This window comes from Collinsella sp. AF02-46-1 (assembly GCF_003465825.1).
Taxonomy (GTDB): domain Bacteria; phylum Actinomycetota; class Coriobacteriia; order Coriobacteriales; family Coriobacteriaceae; genus Collinsella.
Map to the genome: position 1 here is coordinate 1 of NZ_QSBV01000046.1, position 625 is coordinate 625.

At 59.8% G+C, this 625-nt stretch carries 1 protein-coding gene; it reads right to left on the bottom strand.

The window, feature by feature from the left end; translation table 11 throughout:
- Positions 1-625: ATP-binding cassette domain-containing protein (locus DWV20_RS09770; protein WP_147346323.1), on the bottom strand; the 625-nt coding region annotated here is incomplete at both ends.

The following is a 625-nucleotide window of genomic DNA, read 5'->3' on the forward strand; positions in this document are numbered from 1 at the left end:
TCGTATGTATCGAGGTATTCCTGCTTGAGCGTCTGCGAGGACGACTTGATCTTTTCCACGAGCGTGCCGGCCTCGATGAAGTAGAACGAGTCGGTGAGGTCTGCCAGGTCGTCGAGCAGATGGCTTGAAATGAGCACGCTTCGTCCCCGCGCCACCTCGCTGCGCATCGCGTCGCAGGAGGTTTTCCGCTTTCCCGGATCGAGGCCGTTCAGCGGTTCATCGAGGATAAGGTACGGGCAATCGGTCGATATCGCCATGGCAAGCTTTACCTGCTGCTTCATTCCTGTCGAGAGTTTACGGGTCGGCTTGTCGAGATATGGGGAGATTCCGAGGGAGTCGCAGAGCGAGTCGATGTCGGCGGCCGATTTCCACGCCTCCCTAACGAAAGCAAGGTGCTCGATGGCCGATAGCGTGGGATAGAGATCCGCGCCGCCCGAAGAGCTCAGGTAGACGAGTTCTGCAAATTCGGCTGATCGACGTTGGCTGATTCCGTCTGCCGCCAGGCTTCCCGAGTGGATGCGGGTGGGAAATTGGCCCGACAGCGCTTCTAGAAGGGTGGTTTTCCCCGAGCCGTTGGGAGCAACGAGGCCCGCCGCCGTTCCCGGGCCCAGGAAAAGCGATCCGA